The following is a 17,839-nucleotide window of genomic DNA, read 5'->3' as shown; positions in this document are numbered from 1 at the left end:
CTTAGAAATACCCCTGACGTTTCTTCAGCTCCATGGAGCCCGCCTGGTCGCGGTCAATCACGCGGCCCTGACGTTCACTGGTGGTTGAGACCAGCATCTCTTCAATAATTTCCGGCAGCGTCTGCGCGTTAGACTCCACCGCGCCGGTCAGCGGCCAGCAGCCAAGCGTGCGGAAACGCACCATGCGCTTTTTAATCACTTCGCCGGGTTGCAGATCGATTCTGTCGTCATCAATCATCATCAGCATACCATCGCGCTCCAGCACCGGACGCTCAGCCGCCAGGTACAGCGGTACGATGTCGATATTTTCCAACCAGATGTACTGCCAGATATCCTGTTCGGTCCAGTTAGAGAGCGGGAATACGCGAATGCTTTCGCCTTTGTTAATTTGTCCGTTGTAGTTGTGCCACAGTTCCGGACGCTGATTTTTCGGGTCCCAGCGATGGAAGCGATCGCGGAAGGAGTAAATGCGCTCTTTGGCGCGCGATTTCTCCTCATCACGGCGTGCGCCGCCGAACGCGGCGTCAAAACCGTATTTGTTCAGCGCCTGCTTAAGCCCTTCGGTTTTCATAATATCGGTATGCTTGGCGCTGCCGTGAACAAACGGGTTGATGCCCATCGCCACCCCTTCCGGGTTTTTATGCACCAGCAGTTCGCAGCCGTAGGCTTTCGCCGTGCGGTCACGAAACTCATACATCTCGCTAAATTTCCAACCGGTATCAACGTGCAGCAAGGGGAACGGCAGCGTACCAGGATAAAACGCTTTGCGCGCCAGATGCAGCATTACGCTGGAATCTTTGCCGATGGAATACATCATCACCGGATTAGAAAACTCGGCGGCCACCTCACGAATGATATGGATGCTTTCCGCTTCCAGTTGCCGCAGGTGGGTAAGTCGTTTTTGATCCATAACCGTTCCTATGTAATGCCGTTATTTTGCTAGCGATGCTCAGATAACCTGACTATAGGGAGGGCAAGGAGGCGAATGAAATTACGAATTGGAATGAGTAGTTCCTCAAAGGAATAACGATCTGGAAAAGCAAATATCAAAAAGTGCTTAAGCCACCGGATTTCGGGCATTTAGGAGCAAATGAAATTGTTTTACCTCGATCACGGTTTCATACTAGCGGCTAAAAATTTCTGCTTGGTATTTAAGGACTCACTATGTTTTCCGCATTGCGCCACCTGACTACCGCCCTGGCGCTCGGCGCGTGCTTTATCCTTCCCGCACAGGCAACATCTTCGAAGCCCGGAGATATCGCAAATACCCAGGCACGCTACATCGCCACATTCTTCCCAGGCCGGGTGACGGGTTCTCCGGCAGAAATGTTATCTGCTGATTATATACGTCAGCAATTTCAACAGATGGGCTATAGCAGTGATATTCGGACGTTTAACAGTCGCTATATTTATACCGCCAAAGATAATCGTAAAAACTGGCATAACGTAACGGGCAGTACCGTCATTGCAGCCCATGAAGGCAAGGTGCCACAGCAGATTATTATCATGGCGCACCTCGACACCTACGCCGCACAAAGTGACGCCGATTCCGATGCCAATCTGGGTGGATTAACCCTGCAGGGTATCGACGACAACGCCGCAGGGGTGGGCGTGATGCTGGAGCTGGCTGAACGGCTCAAAAATGTGCCGACGCAGTACGGTATTCGCTTTATCGCCACCAGCGGTGAAGAGGAAGGCAAACTGGGCGCAGAGAACATCCTGAAGCGAATGAGCGCCGCCGAGAAGAAAAATACGCTGCTGGTTATCAACCTCGATAATCTGATCGTTGGCGATAAGCTCTATTTCAACAGCGGGAAAAGAACCCCGGAAGCCGTACGAAAACTGACGCGCGACCGGGCGCTGGCCATCGCGCGCAGCCGCGGTATTGTCGCCAGCACCAACCCCGGGCTGAACAAAGACTATCCAAAAGGTACCGGCTGCTGTAACGATGCAGAGGTGTTCGATAACGCGGGAATTGCCGTCCTGTCCGTTGAAGCGACCAACTGGAGCCTGGGCAAGAAAGATGGCTATCAACAACGCGCCAAAAGCCCCTCGTTCCCAGACGGCAACAGTTGGCACGATGTACGGCTGGACAACCAACAGCATATCGATAAAGCGTTACCGGGCCGGATTGAGCACCGCAGCCGCGACGTGGTACGCATTATGCTGCCGCTGGTAAAAGAGCTGGCGAAGGCAGGGTAATCCTGAAAAAAAAGAGCCCCGGTAATGCATAACGCTTACCGAGGCTCATATTACCCTTCGTGCAGCCCGCATTCGCGCTTCAGCCCGAAGAAGCGCGTCTCTTCTTCCGCCATGCCCGGCTCCCATTTGCGGGTAGTATGCGTATCACCCACCGACAGATAGCCCTGGTCCCACAGCGGGTGATATTTCAGCCCGTGCTTTTGCAGATACTGGTAAACGGTACGGTTATCCCAGTCAATGATCGGCAGCACTTTAAACACGCCGCGCTGAATTGCCAGTACCGGCAAATGCGCCCGGCTGCCTGACTGCTCGCGGCGCAGGCCCGCAAACCAGGTCTGTGCTTTCAGCTCTTTTAGCGCCCGGTTCATCGGCTCGACTTTGTTGATGTCATTGTATTTCTCAATGCCCTCAACGCCCTGCTCCCACAGTTTGCCATAGCGTGCTTCCTGCCAGGCAGCACTCTCCTTCGCCCGATAGACTTGCAGATTCAGCCTGAGTTTGTCCGTTAACTCGTCAATAAACTGGTAGGTTTCCGGGAACAGATAGCCGGTATCGGTCAGAATTACCGGGATATCCGGGCGGATCTGATTGACCAGATGCAGGCTTACTGCGGCCTGAATACCAAAGCTGGAAGAAAGCACATATTCTCCCGGCAAATTCTCCAGTGCCCACGCCACGCGGCCTTCGGCGTCCAGCTTTTCCAGTTGGCTGTTAGTTTCAGCCAGAGCCATAACGCGTTCAACTTTCGGCAGATCGTTCAATGCGTGTAGATCGAGTACGGACATAATTACCTCATCTTATGCCTGATGGCGCTACACTTATCAGGCCTACAAAACCGTCGCGTCACCAGGCAAAGGGAACTTATTCCCAGAAATCACGCGCTGGATCGAGCACCGGGCGAATGATGCCCGCACGCACCGTAAAGTCGCCGAAGCCTTCACCCGCTTCGCGCTCTTTCGCCCAGCGCCCAACCAGTTCGTCAACGGAATCGAGAATTTCTGATTCCGTAATATTTTCGCGGTACATACGCGGAATACGCGTCCCCATGCGGTTGCCGCCCAGATGCACGTTGTAGCGACCAGGCGCTTTGCCCACCAGCCCCAGCTCCGCCAGCATCGCGCGGCCGCAGCCGTTCGGGCAGCCGGTCACGCGCATCACGATATGCTCGTCCGGGATGCCGTGTTTTTCCAGAATCGCTTCCACTTTGTCCGTAAATGACGGCAGGAAACGCTCGGCTTCGGCCATCGCCAGCGGGCAGGTCGGGAACGACACGCAGGCCATCGAGTTTTCACGCTGCGGTTTCACCGCATTCATCAACCCGTGGTCGCGCGCCAGCTTCTCGATCTTCGCTTTCTGACTTTCCGGCACGCTAGCGATGATCAGATTCTGGTTGGCGGTGATGCGGAAATCGCCTTTGTGGATCTTCGCGATCTCCAGTAAACCCGTTTTAAGCGGACGTCCCGGGTAATCCAGGATACGACCGTTTTCGATAAACAGCGTCAGGTGCCAGTTGTTGTCGATCCCTTTCACCCAACCAATGCGATCGCCGCGACCGGTAAACTCATACGGGCGGATCGGCTCAAATTTGATCCCCGCGCGACGCTCAACTTCTTTTTTGAACGTGTCGACACCGACGCGCTCAAGCGTATATTTGGTTTTCGCGTTTTTACGATCGGTACGGTTACCCCAGTCACGCTGGGTCGTCACCACCGCTTCGGCTACCGCCAGGGTATGCTCCAGCGGCAGGAAGCCAAACTCGCTGGCTGTACGAGCGTAGGTTTTCTTATTACCGTGCTCAATAGACAGACCGCCGCCAACCAGCAGGTTAAAGCCCACCAGCTTGCCGTTTTCGGCAATCGCCACGAAGTTCATGTCGTTGGCGTGCAGATCGATATCGTTCTGCGGCGGGATCACCACCGTGGTTTTAAATTTACGCGGCAGATAGGTTGCGCCGAGGATCGGTTCTTCGTCGGTGGTCGCGACCTTCTCCTGATCGAGCCAAATCTCCGCATAGGCGCGAGTGCGCGGCAGCAGATGTTCAGAGATCTTTTTCGCCCACTCATAGGCTTCCGCGTGCAGCTGCGACTCATAAGGGTTGGAGGTACACAGCACGTTACGGTTCATGTCGTTGGCAGTCGCCAGCGCATCCAGCCCCACCGAATGCAGCATCTGATGCACCGGTTTGACGTTCTTCTTCAGAATACCGTGGAACTGGAAGGTCTGACGGTTAGTCAGACGGATGCTGCCGTAAATTGTGTTGTCAGCGGCGAATTTATCGATCGCCTTCCACTGGGTAGTGGTGATCACCCCACCCGGCAGACGACAGCGCAGCAGCATCGCGTGACGCGGCTCTAGCTTCTGCTCGGCGCGCTCGGCGCGAATGTCGCGGTCATCCTGCTGGTACATACCGTGGAAACGGATCAGCAGGAAGTTATCGCCGTGAAAACCGCCGGTCAGGCCATCATTCAGGTCTTCCGCGATGGTGCCGCGCAGGAAATTACTTTCACGCTTCATGCGCTCGGCGTCAGTCAGTTTGCCTTCGACCACTAAAGGCCCTGGGTATTTTTCGCTCATTAGTAGACATCTCGCTGATAACGGCGCTCGACGCGCAGCTCACTTAAAAATTCATCCGCCGCTTCGATGTCCATTGCACCGAATTCAGCAATCACTTCCAGCAACGCCTGCTCAACGTCTTTCGCCATGCGATTAGCGTCGCCGCAGACATAAATGTGGGCACCGTCATTGATCCAGCGCCACAGTTCTGCGCCCTGTTCGCGCAGTTTGTCTTGTACGTAGATTTTTTCTTTTTGGTCACGTGACCAGGCCAGATCGATCCGGCTCAGCACGCCTTCTTTCACGTAACGCTGCCATTCAACCTGATAAAGGAAATCCTCGGTGAAGTGCGGGTTACCGAAGAACAGCCAGTTCTTGCCTTCGGCGCCATCGGCCGCACGCTGCTGCATAAAGGCGCGGAATGGCGCGATACCGGTGCCAGGACCAATCATAATCACCGGCGTCTGTGGGTTAGCCGGCAGGCGGAAGTTGTCGTTATGTTCGATGAATACGCGGACTTCGCCCTCTTCTTCCACGCGGTCAGCGAGGAAGCTGGAAGCTCCGCCAGCGCGGGCGCGGCCTTCAATCTCGTAACGCACAACGCCGACGGTGACGTGGACTTCGCTTTCAACTTCCGCCTGCGCGGAGGCGATAGAATAGAGGCGCGGCGTCAGTGGACGCAGCAGGCCGATTAACGCGTCGGCATCAAGCTGTGCCGGCGAGAAACGCACCATATCGACGACTGGCGTGGTAGCCGCATACTGCTGCAGCTGGGCTTTATCGCCCACCAGCGGCAGTAGCGATTCACTGCGCGTCAGCGTGGCGTAGTTTTCCACGATATTCGCGGTGTTGACCGTCAGCTCGAAATGCCATTCCAGCGCTTCGGCCAGCGGCAGGATTTTTCCTTCGACCGTGACCGGTTCATCCCCTTTCAGCCACAGCAGTTCAACCAGCTCTTTCACCAGAGCCGGATCGTTCTGATACCACACGCCCAGCGCGTCGCCCGGCTGATAACGCAGACCGGAATCGCCAAGGTCGATTTCGATATGGCGGACGTCTTTTTCCGAGTTACGACCGGTAATTTTCTGGTTCACCGACAAGGACGCAGTCAGCGGTGCTTCTTTGGTGTAGGGGCTGGTATGTACTTCATTTACCGCACCGCTCGCTGCAACTTGTACAGACGGGGCAGCAGGCGCACGCGCTTTCAGCACATCGACCAGACGCGCGCGCCATTCGGAGGCGGCAGCCTGGTATTCCACGTCGGCGTCGACGCGGTCGAGCAGGCGCTCACCGCCCAGGTCGGCCAGCTTGCTGTCGAAGTCTTTCCCGGCCTGGCAGAAAAATTCGTAAGAGGTATCGCCAAGACCCAGCACCGCAAAGGCGGTATCGGTAAGCTTCGGCGCTTTTTTCGAGAACAGGAACTTATGCAGCGCGACGGCTTCTTCCGCTGGTTCGCCTTCTCCCTGAGTCGATGCCACCACAACCAACAACTTTTCATTGGCGATTTGTTTGAATTTGTAGTCGCCGGCATTGATCAGAGTGACATTGAGCTTCGCGGCAATCAGATCATCGCGCAGGGCTTCCGCCACACGGCGCGCATTACCGGTTTGCGAGGCAGAGATAAGCGTAATCCCTGGCATTTCTGCGGCAGGCGCAGGGGCTGTCGCATTGCTGGCTGGCTGCTGATTCAGCACGCCCCAAAAGTAACCAGAAACCCACGCCAACTGTGCGGGAGTGAAATCGGTAGTGGCCGCCTGAAGGCGCGCCAGTTGCTCCGGGTTTAGCGGTAGCAGAGCGGAAGGTGGGGCCTGTGTCGTCATGCGTTGTCATGTTCCAGTAAGCAAAGCTGTTTTTCGCGCCCAAATGGCACCAAAAAAAGAAATGAAAATACTCTAAATAATTCGAGTTGCATGAAGGCGGCAAGTGAACGAATCCCAGGAGCTTACTGAAGTAAGTGACTGGGATAAGAGAGTGAAGCCAACACACATGCAGCTCGAAGTATGACGAGTATTAGGTTAACGGCGGGCATAGTAACAACTAAAGAAGGGATAGAAATAACAAATAACCAAATGAACTAACCTGTTTTAGTTATAGTTATTAACAGCAAAATCGATTTAATAAGCCTATGATATATAAAAATTTATTAAGCATTATCTTTATGAATGGATTGTTCTGATACTCTGCGCCCTTTTAACTAATGATAAAATTTGCTCTTTACGGTACCCTACGGCGGTTTTTCGCATTCTTGAGAGTAAAAAATGTCCACCACCTTGTTTAAAGATTTCACCTTCGAAGCCGCTCACCGCCTGCCGCATGTACCGGAAGGGCATAAGTGTGGTCGCCTGCATGGTCACTCATTTATGGTGCGTCTTGAAATTACCGGTGAAGTCGATCCGCATACCGGTTGGATTATGGATTTCGCAGAGTTAAAGGCGGCGTTTAAGCCGACTTACGACAGACTCGATCACTACTATCTGAACGATATTCCGGGCTTAGAAAACCCAACCAGCGAAGTGCTGGCAAAATGGATTTGGGATCAGGTTAAACCTGTTGTCCCTCTGCTGAGCGCAGTAATGGTGAAAGAGACCTGCACGGCGGGTTGCGTGTATCGCGGCGAGTGATAGTGACTTTGCCGGATGGCGATGCGTAGCCCACCCGGCAAAATTTATCAGGCAATATTCAGGTACTTATGGGTCTGCATCGACAGACGCCAGTTACGCGCGATACAGGTATCAATGCACAGACGCGTCGCATCTTCTTTCTGGCTGATTGGCTGTAAGGCAATGATCCGTGGCTTGTCATCGCTCAACGTTGCCAGCAGTTCATCCAGCGCTTCAATATCGCGAACGCGGCCGACCGGATGTTTGATTTCATTCGCGCGCTCCAGCGCCTGTGACAGCACATCATAACCGCCGCGCATATTCACCTTTGGCGACACGGTCACCCAGGTATTCGGCGTACAGCGTACTTCGTGGGTACCGCTGGTTTCAATCTGGCAGCTAAAGCCGTTCTTTTCCAGCAGGTCAGTCAGCGGCATCAGGTCATGAATGCAGGGCTCACCGCCGGTGATCACCACATGACGGGCGGTATAGCTCTGACGCTGAATAACAGCCAGCAGATCTTCACTGCTCGCCGCGCCCCACTTATCGCTCTCTTTAGTCTTGGCCAGGATGCTGTACAGGGAGACTTCCCGATCCTCAAGCTTATCCCAGGTGTGTTTGGTATCGCACCAGGCACAGCCAACCGGGCATCCCTGTAAACGAATAAAAATGGCGGGGACGCCGGTAAAGTAACCCTCACCTTGCAGGGTCTGGAACATCTCGTTAATCGGGTACTGCATAGCGTTCTCAATATGGGGATAAACGCTAATTATCGCAGATCCCCGCCAAAGTATCATGCCCCATCGATGCTTTACGAGGCGATCGCCGCGACAAAGCGTGCCGTTATCTGCTGCGGACGCGTGATAGCGCCTCCAACCACCACGGTATGCGCGCCTAATGCCAGGCAACGTGCGGCGCGTTCCGGGGTATCGACGTTCCCTTCCGCCACGACCGGTATGGTGACCGCCGCCAACACCTCACGTAAAAAACCGCAGTCGTTTTCCGCCAGCACATGCCCGGCAGTGTCCGCAGTATAGCCATAGAGCGTGGTGCCCACGCAGTCAAACCCCAGCAGCTCTGCTGTTACCGCCTCATCAACGGTGGCGATATCCGCCATCAGCAGTACGGACGGGTAGCGGGCGCGGATTTGCGTGACCAGTTCTTCCAGCGTTTGCCCACCAGGACGCGGTCGCGCTGTCGCATCCAGAGCAATAATTTCCGGCTCAACGGTCATCAGCTCATCCACTTCCTGCAGGGTGGCCGTAATAAACACCTCGCTGCCCGGATAATCGCGCTTGATAATTCCTATTACCGGCAGGGAGACGCTCTCTTTGATCGCGCGAATATCTACCACGCTGTTCGCACGGATACCTATCGCCCCGCCCTGCGCTGCCGCCAGCGCCATACGAGACATAATAAACGGGCTGTGCAGGGGCTCATTTTCCAGCGCCTGGCAGGAGACAATTAACTTACCTTTCAGGGAATCCAGTACAGTTTTCATCACGATAAGATCTCTTCGACTTCATTTTTAATGATGGTGACATGCGGGCCATAAATCACCTGAACACCGTTGCCGCGAATAATTACGCCACGCGCTCCGGTCGCTTTCAGCCCCGCTTCATCTACCTTGCTGCTCTCTTTCACCGTCACGCGTAAGCGTGTGGCGCAACAGTCCACCTCTTCCAGATTCTCTTTGCCTCCCAGCCCGGCGATGATTGCCGCTGCGCGTTCGCTCTGAGGCAGACCGGACTCCACCTGGGCAGCGTTCTCACGTCCCGGCGTCAGCCAGTTAAAGCGGTTAATCAAATAACGGAAGGTGAAGTAGTAAAGAAAGAACCACGGAACCCCAACCAGAGGGACGTACATCCAGTTGGTTTTCGCTTCCCCCTGTAGCACGCCGAAGAGGAGGAAATCGATCAGCCCACCCGAAAAGGTTTGCCCAATAGTGATATGTAAAATATGCGCCATCATAAACGCCAGCCCATCGAAGAAGGCGTGAATGACATATAACACCGGAGCCACAAACAGGAAGGAGAACTCAATAGGCTCAGTGATGCCCGTCAGGAAAGAGGTCAGAGCAGCCGACAGCAGCAGTCCGGCGACAAGCTTTCTGTTCTCCGGTTTTGCCGTGTGGTACATCGCCAGGCATGCGCCAAGCAGGCCAAACATCATGGTGATAAAGCGCCCGGACATAAAGCGCGAGGTACCGGCATAAAACTGCTGCGTATTCGGATCGGCAAGTTGGGCAAAGAAAATACGCTGGGTGCCTTCGACCAGTTGACCGTTGACGATTTCGCTCCCGCCCAGCGCCGTCGTCCAGAACGGCAAATAAAAAATATGGTGTAAACCCAGTGGACCAAGCATACGCAGGATGAAGCCGTACAGCAGCGTCCCCAGATAGCCCGTCGCATCCACCAGACCGCCCAGTCCAAAAATGAGCTTCTGGAAATGCGGCCACACCACCGTCATGATCGCCCCCACCACAATCGCGGCAAGCGAGCTGATAATCGGTACAAAACGCGAACCACTGAAAAAACCAAGAAACTGAGGGAGTGAGACTTTATTGAAACGACTATGCAGCGCGCAAGTGACCAGACCAATCACTACCCCACCAAACACGCCCGTTTCCAGCGTCTGAATGCCCAGCGTCATCCCCTGGCCCACAGCACCTGGATTCTCGTGCGCCAGCGTTCCGTTGAGCGTTAACAAAGCGTTGATGGTGGCATTCATCACCAGAAATGCCAGCAAGGCCGCAAGGCCCGCCGTGCCTTTATCCGTTTTCGCCAGCCCCACGGCGACACCAACCGCAAAAAGCACCGACAGGTTGGCAAACACGATAGAACCCGCGCTGGTCATGATCGTGAAGATTGCCTGCAGCCAGTCGACATTCAAGAATGGGTAGGCCGTCAGCGTATTGGGATTCGACAAAGCCCCACCAATCCCCAGCAACAACCCCGCTGCGGGCAATACCGCAATCGGCAGCATGAACGATTTGCCGAACCTTTGCGCCTTTTCAAACCATGCGCCTGACGAAGCGCCGCTAAATATTTGCATCATTTTTTCATCTCCCCGATCATTGATGAAAATTTTTACCATAATTAATTATAAAAACGAAAATTACCATCAAAAACCAGGAAGCCGATCATACTTTTTTAAAATGACTGGCATCTCTCCCCTGCTTTCCGCCACACTATCGGCAGAGAAACGCATTAAGGATTTTGCATGTCAGAAAATGAAAACCTGCTGCTGAGATTGCGCCAGGGCGTTGATGGATATAGTCGAACTCAACAAAAGCTGGGAGAGTTTGTGCTTAGCGATCCGGCAAGAGTAGTCTATCTGACGATTACCGAACTGGCGCGTGAAAGCGACACCAGCGAGGCGAGCGTCACGCGTCTGTGCCGTACGCTGGGGTGTAAGGGCTATAACGAATTTAAGATGGCGCTGGCACTCGATCTCCGGCAAGGAGAGCCGGTAGAGCACAGCGGTGATGAGATTGACAATGTCGTCAATGAATCCGTGCAAGCGCTGCAGGACACGGCAAAATTACTCGACAGAACATTACTGGAAGCAGCCGCTCTGGCGCTGCATCAGGCTCAGTCGGTACAAATTTATGGCGTAGCGGCCAGCGCTATTCTGGGTGAGTATTTACATTACAAACTCCTGCGCCTCGGCAAACCCGCGCAATTGTTCAGTGACATGCACCGTGCAGCTATGAACGCTACAACGCTAAGCAAAGATACGCTGGTAGTGGCGATATCCAGCTCAGGCTCCACGCGCGATCTGCTGCATGTCGTAAAGCTGGCGCGTAAGCAAGGCGTACGCGTACTGGCGCTGAGTAATACACCGCGTAGTCCGCTGGCTTCGCTGAGTGATATTCAACTGGTCGCAGCCAAACCGGAAGGTCCATTGAGTGCTGGTGCGCTAAACGCCAAGGTGGGTGTCATGCTGTTAGTGGAACTGCTCACCACGTCGCTGATTGCGCTGGATGAAAAGTACAGCGATGTGAGCCAGCAAACGGCGAGTGCGACCCTACCGCTACTGCTTTAAAGACATAAAAAAACCCGCCGCAGCGGGTTTTTACGTTAAGAGTTAAAGAACAGGATTACGCCTGACCTTTGATCTCTTTACGACCGTTGTACGGAGCCTGTGCACCCAGCGCTTCTTCGATACGAATCAGCTGGTTGTACTTAGCAACGCGGTCAGAACGGCTCATAGAACCAGTTTTGATCTGGCCTGCAGCGGTACCAACAGCCAGGTCAGCGATGGTAGCGTCTTCAGTTTCGCCAGAACGGTGAGAGATGACAGCAGTGTAGCCAGCGTCTTTCGCCATTTTGATCGCAGCCAGAGTTTCGGTCAGAGAACCGATCTGGTTGAATTTGATCAGGATGGAGTTAACGATGCCTTTTTCGATGCCTTCTTTCAGGATCTTGGTGTTGGTTACGAACAGATCGTCACCAACCAGCTGGATTTTGTCGCCCAGAACTTTAGTCTGGTATGCGAAACCGTCCCAGTCAGACTCGTCCAGACCATCTTCGATGGACACGATCGGGTACTGTTTGGTCAGTTCTTCCAGGAAGTGAGTGAATTCTTCGGAGGTGAATGCTTTGTTGCCTTCGCCAGCCAGAACGTATTTACCGTCTTTGTAGAATTCAGAAGCTGCACAGTCCATCGCCAGAGTGATGTCTTTGCCCAGCTCGTAGCCAGCTGCTTTAACCGCTTCAGCGATTACAGCCAGAGCTTCAGCGTTGGAACCCAGGTTCGGCGCGTAGCCGCCTTCGTCACCAACTGCAGTGTTCATACCTTTAGCTTTCAGAACTTTAGCCAGGTTGTGGAACACTTCAGAACCCATACGTACGGCTTCTTTCAGAGTCTTAGCGCCAACCGGCTGAATCATGAACTCCTGGATGTCGACGTTGTTGTCAGCGTGCTCACCACCGTTGATGATGTTCATCATCGGAACCGGCATGGAGTATTTGCCCGGAGTACCGTTCAGTTCAGCGATGTGCGCATACAGCGGCAGGCCTTTAGCAGCAGCTGCTGCTTTGGCGTTCGCCAGGGACACAGCCAGGATGGCGTTTGCACCGAAGTTGGATTTGTTTTCAGTACCGTCCAGATCGATCATGATCTTGTCGATGCCAGCCTGATCTTTAGCATCTTTACCCAGCAGAGCCTGAGCAATTGGGCCGTTAACAGCTGCAACAGCTTTCAGTACGCCTTTACCCATGAAACGGGATTTGTCGCCATCGCGCAGTTCCAGTGCTTCGCGGGAACCAGTAGAAGCACCTGACGGAGCTGCTGCCATACCAACGAAACCACCTTCCAGGTGTACTTCGGCTTCAACAGTCGGGTTACCACGGGAGTCGATGATTTCACGACCGATGATTTTAACGATTTTGGACATTAGGTTTTCCTCAGTACAAGTTAAACTAAAACTCCAGACAAACAATGCACCCGAATGGGTGCATTGCCGTTCTAACTTTTTACTTCTTACTTCGCCTGACGCTTCTGATGTTCACTGGCGGCTTTCACAAAGCCGGCAAACAGCGGGTGCCCATCACGTGGCGTGGAAGTAAATTCCGGGTGGAACTGACAGGCCACGAACCACGGATGATTCGGTACCTCGATGATCTCGACCAACTGATCATCACCGGAACGGCCTGCAACACGCAGACCAGCAGCTTCAATCTGTTTCAACAGCATATTGTTGACTTCGTAGCGGTGGCGATGGCGTTCAACGATTGTCGGCGTGCCGTACAGTTGACGGACCAGACTTTCATCGCTCAGTTGACACTGCTGCGCGCCAAGACGCATGGTGCCACCCAGATCGCTCTTCTCGGTACGGACTTCGACGTTGCCGTCTTCGTCACGCCATTCGGTAATCAGGGCCACCACCGGGTACTTACAGTCTGGCACAAATTCCGTGGAGTTGGCGTTGTCCATACCCACTACGTTACGCGCAAACTCAATCAACGCAACCTGCATACCCAGGCAAATGCCCAGATAAGGAATATTGTTCTCACGCGCAAAGCGCGCCGTCGCGATTTTACCCTCAACACCACGGTAGCCAAAGCCGCCAGGGATCAGGATAGCATCAAGACCTTTCAGGATCTCAACGCCGCGCGTTTCGACATCCTGCGAATCGATCAGCTTGATGTTGACGGTGACACGATTCTTCAGACCACCGTGCTTCAGCGCTTCAATCACTGACTTATAGGCATCCGGCAGTTCAATGTACTTGCCGACCATACCGATAGTCACTTCACCTGCCGGATTCGCTTCTTCGTAGATAACCTGTTCCCATTCTGACAGATTAGCTTCCGGACAGTTCAAGCTGAATCGTTTACAAATATAATCGTCAAGGCCCTGGGATTTCAACAGGCCCGGAATTTTATAGATGGAATCGACATCTTTCAGAGAAATCACCGCTTTTTCCGGAACGTTACAGAACAATGCAATTTTCGCACGTTCATTAGCCGGAACTGCGCGATCGGAGCGGCAGATCAGGATATCTGGCTGAATACCGATAGAAAGCAGCTCTTTTACAGAGTGCTGAGTCGGTTTCGTTTTGACTTCACCTGCCGCCGCCATGTACGGAACCAGCGTCAGATGCATAAACAGCGTGTGCTCACGGCCAATTTCTACGGCCATCTGGCGAATCGCTTCAAGGAACGGCAGAGATTCGATATCCCCAACGGTTCCGCCGATTTCGACCAGAACAACATCATGACCTTCACCGCCTTCCAGAACGCGCTCTTTAATTGCGTTGGTGATATGCGGGATAACCTGAACAGTAGCGCCCAGATAGTCGCCACGGCGTTCTTTACGCAGAACGTCAGAGTAGATACGACCCGTGGTGAAGTTGTTGCGGCGGCTCATTTTCGTACGGATGAAACGCTCATAGTGACCCAGGTCCAGGTCGGTTTCAGCGCCGTCTTCGGTAACGAACACTTCCCCGTGTTGGATTGGGCTCATAGTACCCGGATCGACGTTGATGTACGGATCCAGTTTCATCATGGTCACGTTGAGGCCACGGGCTTCAAGAATGGCTGCGAGGGAGGCTGCGGCAATGCCTTTTCCCAGAGAGGATACGACCCCGCCGGTCACAAAAATATAGTTCGTTGTCATGCTGGACCTGAGAAGTTAGGGTGAAACGATGGAATTACCAAGACGGGAAAGTAGTATACCCGAACATGACGAGCGCCACAAACTTTCATTATCCCTCCTCTTCACCAGGCTCACATTAACATCGGGAGTGAGAAAATAGCCCCTTTGGGGTAAATGTTTTTGACGTAAATCAAGCGCTTGTTATTTAAAAAATCACACAAAACGCCCTTGACCGACGAAATCCCTTAGAGATCAATTTCCTGCCGTTTTACCTGTTGCCAGACTTCTTCCATTGTTTCCAGATCCACACCCGTCATTTCCAGACCGCGCGCAGCGACAATTCGCTCAACTTCACGAAAACGTCGCTCAAATTTTTCGTTCGCTTTTTGCAATGCGGTCTCTGCTTTTGTCCCCAGATGACGAGCCATGTTGACTGTGGCAAACAGCAGATCGCCTATTTCTTCCTCCAGTTTAGCCTGGTCGACAACAGCCTGCTTTGCCTCAAACATGACTTCGTCGATCTCTTCATAAACTTTATCGACAACCGGTCCTATTGTTTTCCAATCGAAGCCAACATTAGAGCAACGTTTCTGGATTTTCTGGGCGCGCATTAGCGCCGGTAAACTGCGGGGAATATCATCGAGCGCGGAATGCTGTGCTTTCTCGGCGCGTTCTTCGCTTTTAATTTGCTCCCAGCGGGTGAGCACTTCAGTACTGTTGCTGGCAGAAACATCAGCGAATACATGCGGATGCCGGCGTTCAAGCTTATCGCTGATGGCGGCGCAGATATCATTGAAATCAAAACGGCCTTCTTCCTGCGCCATCTGGGCGTAAAACACCACCTGGAACAGCAGGTCGCCGAGCTCTCCACGCAGGTCGTCGAAGTCTTCACGCGCAATCGCATCCAGTACTTCATAGGTTTCTTCGAGGGTGTAAGGGGCAATAGTGGCGAATGTCTGCTCTTTATCCCACGGACAGCCGTTTTCCGGGTCGCGCAGGCGCTGCATAATACCGAGCAGTCGATCGATTTGGTTCATGTGAAAATCCTGGAGATTTGAATAACTGTAGGCCGGATGGCGGCTTCGCCTTATCCGGCCTACGTTCGTATTAATTACCGTGCAACCGCCGCGCGTCGATCACATCCGGCACCTGGTTCAGCTTACCAAGCACGCGCCCGAGCACCTGCAGGTTATAGATTTCGATGGTCATATCGATGGTGGCCAACTGTTGTTTGGTATCGCTCCGGCTGGCAACCCCCAGCACGTTCACTTTCTCGTTGGCAAGAATGGTGGTGATATCACGCAATAAACCGCTGCGATCGTTGGCCTGGACGCGAACCACCAGCGAATATCCCGCCGAGTAGCTTTCGCCCCAAACCGCATCAACAATCCGCTCCGGCGCGTGCGAACGCAGCTCTGCCAACTGTTCGCAATCGGCCCGGTGCACGGAAATACCGCGCCCCTGAGTGATAAACCCAACGATTTCATCGCCAGGAATCGGCTGGCAGCAGCGGGCAATGTGGTGCATCAGGTTACCAACCCCTTCCACCACGACGCGACCATCGTCTTTACGGCGACTCTGCGGCGCCTGGGTTTTCTGCTGAAGCTGTTTCAGCGCGGCAGCATCCTGCTCAGCAGCGCTCGGCTTATTAAACTGCGCCTGCAGGAAGTTCACCATCTGGTTGAGACGGATGTCTCCTCCGCCAATCGCCGCCAGCAGTTCATCCAGCTCATTGAAGCTGTAGCGCGGCAGCAGATGTTTTTCCGCCTCTTTCAGGCTAATGCCCAGGTGCGCAAGCTCGTCGTCGAGGATCTGGCGGCCCGCAAGGATGTTTTTGTCACGATCCTGTTTACGGAACCAGGCGTGGATCTTCGAACGACCACGGCTGGTGGTTACATAGCCAAGGTTAGGGTTCAACCAGTCACGGCTTGGGTTTGGCTGTTTCTGGGTGATAATTTCAATTTGATCGCCCATCTGTAACTGGTAGGTAAACGGCACGATGCGCCCACCAATTTTCGCGCCAATACAACGATGCCCTACATCACTGTGAATGTGGTACGCAAAGTCCAGCGGCGTGGAGCCTGCAGGTAAGTCCACAACGTCACCTTTTGGCGTAAAGACGTAAACCCGGTCATCGAAGACCTGGCTGCGGACTTCATCCAGCATTTCGCCGGAATCCGCCATCTCTTCCTGCCAGGCGATCAGCTTACGCAGCCACGCAATGCGGTCTTCATGCCCAGAACGCGCCGCGCCTGATGCAGTCCCTTCTTTGTACTTCCAGTGTGCCGCCACGCCCAGTTCGGCATCTTCGTGCATCTGTTTGGTGCGGATCTGGATTTCAATGGTTTTTCCACCCGGTCCCAGTACAACCGTATGGATTGACTGATAGCCGTTGGGTTTCGGATTAGCGACGTAATCATCGAACTCATCCGGCAGATGGCGATAGTGAGTATGTACTATCCCGAGCGCGGCATAGCAGTCCTGTAAGCGCTCCGCCACGATACGCACCGCGCGGACATCAAACAGCTCATCGAAGGCTAACTGCTTTTTCTGCATTTTTCGCCAGATGCTGTAGATATGCTTCGGACGCCCGTACACTTCGGCTTTGACGCCTTCCGTTTTCATCTCTGAACGCAGATGGCCAACGAACTCTTCAATATAGTGTTCGCGATCGATACGACGCTCGTGCAGCAGCTTGGCAATGCGTTTGTATTCGGCCGGGTGCAGGTAGCGGAAGCAGTAATCTTCCAGCTCCCATTTTAATTGCCCGATGCCTAAACGGTTGGCCAGCGGCGCATAGATGTTGGTGCACTCTTTTGCCGCCAGAACGCGTTCATCTTCCGGCGCGTCTTTCACTTCACGCAGATGCGCGATCCGCTCTGCCAGCTTGATGACCACGCAGCGGAAATCATCCACCATTGCCAGCAGCATACGGCGGACGTTATCGACCTGCTCGGAAGAGACTGAGTCGGTATGCGTGGCTTTCAGCTGGCGTATCGCCGCCATATCGCGCACACCATGGATAAGATGCACAATCGATTTACCCACGCTTTCACGCAGGATATCCTCACTGACCACGTTGGCATCCGCCAGAGGAAACAGCATTGCTGCACGCAGTGTGTCGATGTCCATACTCAACATAGAGAGTATTTCTACCATCTCCACGCCACGCCATAACAGCAGATCTGCATCAGGATGTCCCTGTGTTTGCTGCTGGCAGTACGCCCAGGTTTCGGCTAAGCGTTCACACGACTGCTGGCTGGAGATTCCCAGACTCGCGATCCATTTCTTGGGATCAAACTCACCAGCTTTATTTATATGTGCACTTCTTACCGCAACCATTGTCCTCTCCTTTAGGGGCCAGGCCTGTCGAAGTCGAC

14 protein-coding genes are annotated in these 17,839 nt (G+C 53.7%); 3 read left to right on the top strand and 11 right to left on the bottom strand.

The genetic code is table 11. The features are described from left to right. Position 1: 1 nt before the first annotated feature. Complete coding sequence (cysD, locus tag FDW96_RS05640) at positions 2 to 910, bottom strand: sulfate adenylyltransferase subunit CysD (RefSeq protein WP_003034152.1); 909 nt, start codon at positions 908 to 910, stop codon at positions 2 to 4. A gap of 254 nt (positions 911 to 1,164) precedes the next feature. Here cysD and FDW96_RS05635 point away from each other — a divergent pair, with 254 nt between their 5' ends. Then, the gene (locus tag FDW96_RS05635) at positions 1,165 to 2,202 is read left to right on the top strand and encodes an aminopeptidase (RefSeq protein WP_137361244.1); all 1,038 of its coding nucleotides are present in this window, start codon (positions 1,165 to 1,167) and stop codon (positions 2,200 to 2,202) included. Positions 2,203 to 2,252: 50 nt separating this feature from the next. Here the strand turns inward: FDW96_RS05635 and cysH are convergent, their stop codons facing one another. The 3 genes from cysH to cysJ form a co-directional block, all read right to left on the bottom strand. After that, on the bottom strand, positions 2,253 to 2,987 hold the full coding sequence (gene cysH, locus FDW96_RS05630) for a phosphoadenosine phosphosulfate reductase (RefSeq protein WP_085048822.1): 735 nt from the start codon (positions 2,985 to 2,987) through the stop codon (positions 2,253 to 2,255). 76 nt (positions 2,988 to 3,063) lie between these two features. Continuing rightward, the gene (gene cysI, locus FDW96_RS05625) at positions 3,064 to 4,776 is read right to left on the bottom strand and encodes an assimilatory sulfite reductase (NADPH) hemoprotein subunit (RefSeq protein WP_137365330.1); all 1,713 of its coding nucleotides are present in this window, start codon (positions 4,774 to 4,776) and stop codon (positions 3,064 to 3,066) included. Next, positions 4,776 to 6,575: an NADPH-dependent assimilatory sulfite reductase flavoprotein subunit gene (gene cysJ, locus FDW96_RS05620; protein WP_137365329.1), complete on the bottom strand. Its 1,800-nt coding sequence runs from the start codon at positions 6,573 to 6,575 to the stop codon at positions 4,776 to 4,778. Before cysJ ends, cysI begins: the two co-directional genes overlap by 1 nt. 438 nt (positions 6,576 to 7,013) lie before the next feature. Here cysJ and queD point away from each other — a divergent pair, with 438 nt between their 5' ends. Further along, complete coding sequence (gene queD, locus FDW96_RS05615) at positions 7,014 to 7,376, top strand: 6-carboxytetrahydropterin synthase QueD (protein WP_006687049.1); 363 nt, start codon at positions 7,014 to 7,016, stop codon at positions 7,374 to 7,376. Between the two features lie 47 nt (positions 7,377 to 7,423). On the opposite strand, the gene queE is transcribed toward queD, so the two are convergent. The 3 genes from queE to FDW96_RS05600 all read right to left on the bottom strand — a co-directional run bounded on the left by queE (position 7,424) and on the right by FDW96_RS05600 (position 10,412). Beyond that, entirely contained in the window at positions 7,424 to 8,095 is a 672-nt protein-coding gene (gene queE / locus FDW96_RS05610; RefSeq protein WP_038633185.1) for a 7-carboxy-7-deazaguanine synthase QueE, read from the bottom strand. A gap of 71 nt (positions 8,096 to 8,166) precedes the next feature. Continuing rightward, positions 8,167 to 8,856 (bottom strand): N-acetylmannosamine-6-phosphate 2-epimerase, encoded by a 690-nt coding sequence (locus FDW96_RS05605; RefSeq protein ID WP_137365398.1) that lies wholly within the window; start codon positions 8,854 to 8,856, stop codon positions 8,167 to 8,169. After that, positions 8,856 to 10,412, bottom strand: coding sequence for a maltose/glucose-specific PTS transporter subunit IIC (locus tag FDW96_RS05600; protein ID WP_042311155.1), 1,557 nt, complete (start codon positions 10,410 to 10,412; stop codon positions 8,856 to 8,858). Before FDW96_RS05600 ends, FDW96_RS05605 begins: the two co-directional genes overlap by 1 nt. A gap of 165 nt (positions 10,413 to 10,577) precedes the next feature. Here FDW96_RS05600 and FDW96_RS05595 point away from each other — a divergent pair, with 165 nt between their 5' ends. Continuing rightward, the gene (locus FDW96_RS05595) at positions 10,578 to 11,402 is read left to right on the top strand and encodes a MurR/RpiR family transcriptional regulator (protein ID WP_042310698.1); all 825 of its coding nucleotides are present in this window, start codon (positions 10,578 to 10,580) and stop codon (positions 11,400 to 11,402) included. A gap of 55 nt (positions 11,403 to 11,457) precedes the next feature. Here FDW96_RS05595 and eno read toward each other — a convergent pair whose 3' ends face one another. From eno to relA, 4 genes are all read right to left on the bottom strand, one after another. Continuing rightward, on the bottom strand, positions 11,458 to 12,756 hold the full coding sequence (eno, locus tag FDW96_RS05590) for a phosphopyruvate hydratase (protein ID WP_042310706.1): 1,299 nt from the start codon (positions 12,754 to 12,756) through the stop codon (positions 11,458 to 11,460). An 86-nt stretch (positions 12,757 to 12,842) separates the two neighbouring features. Beyond that, positions 12,843 to 14,480 carry a glutamine hydrolyzing CTP synthase gene (gene pyrG, locus FDW96_RS05585; protein WP_005130912.1) on the bottom strand — a complete coding sequence of 546 codons (1,638 nt, stop codon included), beginning with the start codon at positions 14,478 to 14,480 and terminating at the stop codon, positions 12,843 to 12,845. Positions 14,481 to 14,704: 224 nt separating this feature from the next. Then, positions 14,705 to 15,496 carry a nucleoside triphosphate pyrophosphohydrolase gene (mazG, locus tag FDW96_RS05580; RefSeq protein ID WP_042311157.1) on the bottom strand — a complete coding sequence of 264 codons (792 nt, stop codon included), beginning with the start codon at positions 15,494 to 15,496 and terminating at the stop codon, positions 14,705 to 14,707. Positions 15,497 to 15,566: 70 nt separating this feature from the next. Then, entirely contained in the window at positions 15,567 to 17,801 is a 2,235-nt protein-coding gene (gene relA, locus FDW96_RS05575; protein WP_042310708.1) for a GTP diphosphokinase, read from the bottom strand. Positions 17,802 to 17,839: the final 38 nt, after the last annotated feature.

Origin of the sequence: Citrobacter sp. TBCS-15, from assembly GCF_005280815.1 — a bacterium.
Classification (GTDB): Bacteria; Pseudomonadota; Gammaproteobacteria; order Enterobacterales; family Enterobacteriaceae; genus Citrobacter; species Citrobacter werkmanii.
The sequence above is the reverse complement of the archived record's forward strand: the minus strand, read 5'-3'. Positions and strand labels throughout refer to the sequence as shown.

What these genes read in the sequence shown, in the direction of transcription:
- cysI (WP_137365330.1), bottom strand. Translation starts at nt 4,776, where the DNA reads ATGAGCGAAAAATACCCAGGGCCTTTAGTGGTCGAAGGCAAACTGACT.
- pyrG (WP_005130912.1), bottom strand. Translation starts at nt 14,480, where the DNA reads ATGACAACGAACTATATTTTTGTGACCGGCGGGGTCGTATCCTCTCTG.
- FDW96_RS05600 (WP_042311155.1), bottom strand. Translation starts at nt 10,412, where the DNA reads ATGATGCAAATATTTAGCGGCGCTTCGTCAGGCGCATGGTTTGAAAAG.
- cysH (WP_085048822.1), bottom strand. Translation starts at nt 2,987, where the DNA reads ATGTCCGTACTCGATCTACACGCATTGAACGATCTGCCGAAAGTTGAA.
- queE (WP_038633185.1), bottom strand. Translation starts at nt 8,095, where the DNA reads ATGCAGTACCCGATTAACGAGATGTTCCAGACCCTGCAAGGTGAGGGT.
- FDW96_RS05595 (WP_042310698.1), top strand. Translation starts at nt 10,578, where the DNA reads ATGTCAGAAAATGAAAACCTGCTGCTGAGATTGCGCCAGGGCGTTGAT.
- queD (WP_006687049.1), top strand. Translation starts at nt 7,014, where the DNA reads ATGTCCACCACCTTGTTTAAAGATTTCACCTTCGAAGCCGCTCACCGC.
- FDW96_RS05635 (WP_137361244.1), top strand. Translation starts at nt 1,165, where the DNA reads ATGTTTTCCGCATTGCGCCACCTGACTACCGCCCTGGCGCTCGGCGCG.
- eno (WP_042310706.1), bottom strand. Translation starts at nt 12,756, where the DNA reads ATGTCCAAAATCGTTAAAATCATCGGTCGTGAAATCATCGACTCCCGT.
- cysD (WP_003034152.1), bottom strand. Translation starts at nt 910, where the DNA reads ATGGATCAAAAACGACTTACCCACCTGCGGCAACTGGAAGCGGAAAGC.
- relA (WP_042310708.1), bottom strand. Translation starts at nt 17,801, where the DNA reads ATGGTTGCGGTAAGAAGTGCACATATAAATAAAGCTGGTGAGTTTGAT.
- cysJ (WP_137365329.1), bottom strand. Translation starts at nt 6,575, where the DNA reads ATGACGACACAGGCCCCACCTTCCGCTCTGCTACCGCTAAACCCGGAG.
- mazG (WP_042311157.1), bottom strand. Translation starts at nt 15,496, where the DNA reads ATGAACCAAATCGATCGACTGCTCGGTATTATGCAGCGCCTGCGCGAC.
- FDW96_RS05605 (WP_137365398.1), bottom strand. Translation starts at nt 8,856, where the DNA reads ATGAAAACTGTACTGGATTCCCTGAAAGGTAAGTTAATTGTCTCCTGC.